This window comes from Roseateles sp. P5_B10, assembly GCF_056400485.1.
The window spans coordinates 1-6,099 of record NZ_JBFULE010000290.1; the positions used below are offsets into that span (position 1 = coordinate 1).

Consider the following 6,099-nt stretch of genomic DNA (forward strand, 5'->3'; position numbering starts at 1 on the left):
TGGTCGATCTGCGGGCCGCCGAGCAGCTTGGCGGTGTTCATGTTGCCCTTGCCGAGCTTGCCGGCGTTCTGGGCCGTGACGATGGCGAGCACACCGGGTGCCGCGCGGGCGGCGCGCAGGTCCATGGCGGCCACGCGGCCCTTGGCGATGCCGGCACCCACGACATAGCCGACGGCCGGCGCTTGCTTCAGGTCGTGGTGTTCGTAGGCATAGGGCGCCATGCCGGTGGTCTTCAGCGGGCCATCGATGCGCGGCGTGGGGCGGCCGACGATGCGGCCCTGGTCGATGGGGTTGGTGGTGGCGGGCTGGTCGAATCTCATCATGTGCTCCGTGCAGGATGCAGGGAGTCGACCAGCAGGCGCTCGGCCAGCTTGAGCTTGAAGGCGCTGTCCTGCTGCGGGGCCGCGCCGGCGAAGGCCTGCCCAAAATAGGTATGCACACCGCGCGAAAGCTGGCCTTCGGCCGCCTCCACACGCCAGGGTCTGGGCGCCACGCCGCCGAAGGCCAGGCGCGCGCTGCCATCACGCTGCACGATGGCGGCCAGCGACACGAGGGCGAAGGCATAGGACGCCCGGTCGCGCACCTTGCGGTAGACCTGGGTGCCGCCCGCGGGTGGCGGCAGCAGCACCGAAGTGATCAGCTCGCCGTGAGCCAGCGTGTGCTCGACGTGGGGCGTATCGCCGGGCAGCTTGTGGAAGTCGGCGATGGGGATGCGGCGCACCTGGCCATCGGGTTTGATGGTCTCGACCTGCGCATCCAGCACGCGCATGGCGACGGCCATGTCGCTCGGGTGGCTGGCGATACAGGCTTGGCTCGTGCCGATGATGGCCAGCGAGCGCGCCACGCCGCCGATGGCGCTGCAGCCGCTGCCGGGCTGGCGCTTGTTGCAGGGCTGGGCGGTGTCGTAGAAATAGGGGCAGCGCGTGCGCTGCAACAGGTTGCCGGCCGTCGTTGCCCGATTGCGCAGCTGGCCCGAAGCGCCGGCCAATAGCGCACGCGACAGCACCGGGTAGTCCTTGCGCACGCGGACGTCGCTGGCCAGGTCGGCATTGCGCACCAGGGCGCCCACGCGCAGGCCGCCGCCGTCGACGGGCTCGATGCGGTCCAGGCCCAGCGCATTGACGTCCACGATATGGCCCGGCGCCTCGATCTTCAGCTTCATCAGGTCCAGCAGATTGGTGCCGCCGGCGATGAACTTGGCGTCGGGCCGGCCCGCCACCGCCGCGGCGGCTTCGGCCGGCGTGCGCGCACGCTCGAAAGTGAAGGCTTTCATGCGGCCTCCTTGGCAACGCTGGTGATCGCCTCGGCGATGTTGGAGTAGGCGCCACAGCGGCAGAGGTTGCCGCTCATGCGCTCGCGCAACTCGTCGGCGCTCAGCAACGGCTTGGCGGTCAGGTCGGTCGTCACGTGGCTGGGCACGCCGCGCTTGAGCTCGTCCAGCATGCCGGCGGCCGAACAGATCTGGCCCGGCGTGCAGTAGCCGCACTGGTAGCCATCATGCGCGACGATGGCGGCCTGCAGCGGATGCAGCTGCTGCGGCGTGCCCAGGCCCTCGATGGTGGTGACCTTGGCGCCCGGCGCCATGACGGCCAGCATCAGGCAGCTGTTGATGCGCCGGCCGTCCAGCAGCACCGTGCAGGCGCCGCACTGGCCGTGGTCGCAGCCCTTTTTGGTGCCAGTCAGGTGGAGGTGCTCGCGCAGCAGGTCGAGCAGCGTTGTGCGCGTGTCGACATCGACGCTGTGGGACTGGCCGTTGACCTCCAGGGTCACGCGTCCCGTCGTTCCATTGGACATGGCCGGCTCCCTTTCAGCGGCCTCAACGGCTGAGGCGGCTGCCGTGCCGGCGCCCGCAATCAAGACGTCCCGGCGTGAAAGACAACATCCTTGCACTTCGTCCATCGCTGACCCCGCGGCTCACAACCTAACCAGCCTAGTGGGCGGCTGGCGGGCAGCGGTGTCAGACAAGATGCCGCGCGGCGGCAGGACGACTTACTCGCCACGGACGACGCCCTCGCGGCGCGGGTCGGCGCCGCCGACCCAACCTTCCTTGACCCGCACCAGCACCTGCAGGCCGCTGGTCAGGTCGGTCTCGACTACTTGCTGGCCACGACCGCGCAGGTCGGCCAGTTGCTCGGTCGTCAGCGCGCCACGCTCGACGATGAGCTGGCCCGAGTTGAAATGGCCGAAGTTGGGCAGGTCCACCGCCTGCTGGGGCGGTAGGCCCCAGGCCAGGGCGCCGGTGATGGCCTTGGCGACGTAATGAATGATGACCGGCCCACCGGGTGAGCCGGCCACCATGACGAGCTTGCCGTCGCGGTCGAAGACCAATGTCGGCGCCATGCTGGAACGCGGTCGCTTGCCGGCCTCGACACGGTTGGCCACCGGCTTGCCGTCGGCACCGACCGGGTTCAGCGAGAAGTCCGTCAGCGTGTTGTTCAACATGAAGCCGCCGGCCAGGCCCGTGCCACCGTCGCTCATGACGCGGCTGCCGAAGGCGGATTCGACGCTGGTCGTCATCGCCACCGCATGGCCTTCGGCATCGACGACGCTGACTTGGCTGGTGCCGGCCTCGAGTTGCTCGGCCTGGGGCGCAAGGGCCTGCTTGATGGCCGCGGGTTGGCCCGCCGTGGCCACGCCCATGGCCTTGGGGCCGATCAGCGCACCGCGCTGCTTCAGATATACCGGCGCAAGCAGGTTCTGCCAGTCACCGCCCGGCGCGGCGACATAGGCCGGATCGCCGATGAACTGGGCACGGTCGGCAAAGGCCAGCTTGGCGGATTCGGCGTAGGCATGCATCCAGTCCGCCGTGATGCCTTGGGCCGCCACTGCCGCATGTTGGGTGTCAAGGAGGCCGAGGATTTGCATCAGCGTCAGATGGCCCGAGGTGGGCGGGCCGAAGCCGCAGATGCGGTAGACGCGCCAGTCATTGCACAGCGGCGGGCGGGCCAAGGCCTTGTAGCTCGCCAGGTCGGCCGCGCTCAGCAGGCCCGGGCGGGCATGGCCTTTCACGCGGCGCACGATGTCCTCGGCGACGGCGCCCTCGTAGAAGGCCTTGGGGCCTTTGATGGCAATGCCGCGCAGCACGGCGGCATAGGCGGGGTTCTTCAGCACGGTGCCGACCGGCTTGGGAGCGCCGGTCGCATCGAAAAAGTACGACCCGGCCTGCGGATCGTTTCGCAACTGCGCCTCGGCCGAGGCCAGCTCGAACAACCGCGGACTGATCGCAAAGCCCCGCTCGGCCAGGCGGATGGCCGGCTCGAACAGCCTGGCCCAGGGCAGCTGGCCGTGCTGGCGGTGCGCCTCGGCCAGCATGGCCAGCACGCCCGGCACGCCGGTAGACAGGCCGCTCATGATGGCCTCGCGCATCGGCAGGGGCTTGCCGTCGGCCTTCAAGAAGAGCTCGGGCGTGGCTGCGGCCGGCGCTGCCTCGCGGCCGTCCAGGGTCTGCACCTGGCGGCCGTCCCAATGCATCAGGAAGGCGCCGCCCGCAATGCCGCTGGACTGCGGCTCGACCAGGCCGAGCACGGCCTGCACGGCAACGGTCGCGTCGACGGCCGAGCCCCCGGCCTTCAGCATCTCGATGCCCGCATCCACGGCCAGCGGGTTGGCCGCCGTCACCGCAAAGCGCTTGGCCGGCGCTGTCAGGCCGCCTTGCTTGGCGGTGCGGCTGGTGGCGGCCTCGGGTTGGTCGAGGGCATGGGCCGGGGCCAGCAGGCTGGCCAGGAGAAGAGGCGTCAGGAGGCGGAGCATGGGGCCATCTTAGGCATGCCCCCGAACTCAGAAATAAGCCATATCCCGCTGGCTGTAGTTGACGATCTGCGGCAGCACGCGAGGCAGGTCGGCAGTGCCGACGCCCATCCAGGTGGCCAGCGTCGCGCCGAGCTGATCCACACCGGTGGTCGGCAGCAGACGGCCCTGGCCGACGTCGTCGGGGCCATTGATGCTGACCGAGGGCAGCGTGCCCCAGTATTTGCCGCCCTGCACCGCCCCGCCGAGCACGAAATGGTGGCTGCCCCAGCCGTGATCCGAGCCGTCGCCGTTGCTGGTCAGTGAGCGGCCGAAGTCGCTGGCTGTGAAGGTGGTGACCTGGTTGGCCACGCCCAGTTCGACCGTGGTCGCGTAGAAGCTGGCCAGCGCGTCGTTGACAGCGGTCAGCAGCCCCGGGTGCTCGTCGAGCAGGAAATCGTGGGTGTCGAAGCCGCCGAGGGAAACAAAGAACACCTGGCGCGTCGCACCCAGGGCCTGGCGTGCACCGATGAGCCGGGCCACCATCAGCAGCTGGTTGGACAGGCTGCTGGCCGCATCGAAAGGCGTCTGCAGCGCTGGCACGCCGGCCAGGCCGGCAGTGACGACGCCCTGGGCGCTGACGGAACGCGCGACGACCTTGTTCAGCTCGGCCTCCATCCAGTGCGTGCGGTCGGCCGTGATGAGGCCGCGCAACGCATCGGCGCAGGCCTGGGAGCCGTACAGCGGCTTCAAAATGCCGTTGATGGGCACGGCGCCGCTGGTGGACACCTGGTATTGCACGGCCTGCTTGCCGGACATGAAGACGGCATTGCCCGCGGCATTGATGCAGGTGAAAGTGGCCGCGCCGTTGCCGCCCAGAAAGAGGTCGCCCATGCGGCCGCCCCAGCCCGAGGTGGCGCCCTCGGGCGAGCTGCTCTGCCAGACSGACTGCTGGTCGTTGTGCGARAACAGCTTGGGCGGTAGTGGCACGCTTTTGGCGTTGTACTGGGCCAGCGTGGTCGGCTGGATCAGCGTGCCGACATTGAGCTGGATGCCTAGCCGGCCGCTGTCCCACAGGCCCTTGAGCTTGCCGAGCTGGGGCGCCAGGGCCATCTGACGGCCGCCGACGTTCAGTGCAAGGGCCGTCGCGGCCAGTTGCTCGCGCGGCGTGGCCAGAGTCTGGCGGATGCCGGCATAGGCGTTGTAGCTGGCCTGGTCGTACGGGACCAGGGTGTTGCCGTGGTCGTTGCCGCCATACAGGAAAACGCAGACCAGGGCCTTGTAGTCGCCAGGCGCTGTGGCCGCGGCGGCTTCGCCCAGTGCGGCGAGGTTCAGCGCCCAGGGCGCGGCGCTGCCCGCGATGCCCAGGGCGCCGGCGCGGCGCAGGAACTCGCGGCGCTGCAGTTCGGGGAGTCGGTTGAGCTTCATGGACGGCCCCTCACTTCTGGATTTGATATTCGGGACAGGCCATCAGCATCAGGATGGCGGCCTGCACGCGGTTGGCCTTGCCGGTGTCGCTGGCGGCGGAGATGGTCGCGATCGCCGTGCTGACCGTGGCTTGCGTAGTGGCTGAGATGCCACCACCGCCCAGGCGGACTGCCAGGCTCGCGACCAGACCCGGCGCATCGCCCGCCAATGCGAGCTCGGCCGTGTAGCTGGGCTTCACATCGTTGATGCCGTCGGCAATGGCCTTCTGCATGTAGTTGATGTAGCCGGCCACCGTGCTCTCGTTGCAGAGCTGGAACTCGGGCGCCGTGACGTCGTTCGTACCCAGCTGCGAGTTGGGCGGCACATAGCCGGGGCGGAAGAAGTTGAAGACCGAAGGACTGCGCAGCGGGCTCTGGCCCAGGCGCGTGCCCGAGTCGCTCGTGTTGCCGATGTTCCAGAGGCCATTGGGTGAGGTGACGCCGAAGCTGCGCCCCCACTGGATGAAGCGCTGCAGCGGTTCGCGCAGCTTGCCCGCGCCGGGGTCTGCGGAAATGGTGCGCGCTTCGGTGTCCAGCAGGATGGCCTTGATAGCGGCTTTGAGGTCGCCACGCACGCCGGCGCCGTTATCGGCCCAGACGGCGGCGACGCGGCCGACATAGGCGGGGCTGGGGTCGGAGGCCACCAGGCGCTGGATCAGTTGCCGGCCGATGAAGGGGCCGACGTTGGCATGGGCAGCCAGTGTGTCCAGCGCGATCTTCAATGCGGCCGGGCCGTCGGCCGAGGCCGGGATGTCGACGTCCAGCACCTTCTTGGCCCCGGTCGAGAAGCGCGAGGCGATGTTGACCATGGGCTTTTTCATGAAAGCCGGGTCGCTGCCGCTGTAGCTGTCGAAGTCCCAGCCGGTGAAGACACGCGCCAGGTCGGTGATATTGGTCTGGCTATAGG

General features: G+C 69.0%; 5 protein-coding genes and 1 pseudogene. All 6 read right to left on the minus strand.

All coding sequences use genetic code 11. From position 1 onward, the window contains the following. Positions 1-320, minus strand: a pseudogene (locus AC1DU6_RS17180) (xanthine dehydrogenase family protein molybdopterin-binding subunit); the annotation flags it as partial. Next, positions 320-1,273 (minus strand): FAD binding domain-containing protein, encoded by a 954-nt coding sequence (locus AC1DU6_RS17185; protein ID WP_457446026.1) that lies wholly within the window; start codon positions 1,271-1,273, stop codon positions 320-322. The gene AC1DU6_RS17185 and the pseudogene AC1DU6_RS17180, both read right to left, overlap by 1 nt. Then, positions 1,270-1,899: an aldehyde dehydrogenase iron-sulfur subunit PaoA gene (gene paoA / locus AC1DU6_RS17190; protein ID WP_477858514.1), complete on the minus strand. Its 630-nt coding sequence runs from the start codon at positions 1,897-1,899 to the stop codon at positions 1,270-1,272. Before paoA ends, AC1DU6_RS17185 begins: the two co-directional genes overlap by 4 nt. Before the next feature lie 90 nt (positions 1,900-1,989). Continuing rightward, positions 1,990-3,750 (minus strand): gamma-glutamyltransferase family protein, encoded by a 1,761-nt coding sequence (locus tag AC1DU6_RS17195; protein ID WP_457324740.1) that lies wholly within the window; start codon positions 3,748-3,750, stop codon positions 1,990-1,992. A 27-nt stretch (positions 3,751-3,777) separates the two neighbouring features. Then, positions 3,778-5,154: a DUF1501 domain-containing protein gene (locus tag AC1DU6_RS17200; protein ID WP_477858516.1), complete on the minus strand. Its 1,377-nt coding sequence runs from the start codon at positions 5,152-5,154 to the stop codon at positions 3,778-3,780. A 10-nt stretch (positions 5,155-5,164) separates the two neighbouring features. Further along, a partial coding sequence (locus AC1DU6_RS17205; RefSeq protein WP_477858517.1) for a DUF1800 family protein occupies positions 5,165-6,099 on the minus strand: 935 nt, incomplete at its 5' end.

Excerpts from the sequence above, each read along its gene's own strand:
- AC1DU6_RS17195 (WP_457324740.1), bottom strand. The coding sequence starts at position 3,750 with ATGCTCCGCCTCCTGACGCCTCTTCTCCTGGCCAGCCTGCTGGCCCCG.
- paoA (WP_477858514.1), bottom strand. The coding sequence starts at position 1,899 with ATGGACGAAGTGCAAGGATGTTGTCTTTCACGCCGGGACGTCTTGATT.
- AC1DU6_RS17185 (WP_457446026.1), bottom strand. The coding sequence starts at position 1,273 with ATGAAAGCCTTCACTTTCGAGCGTGCGCGCACGCCGGCCGAAGCCGCC.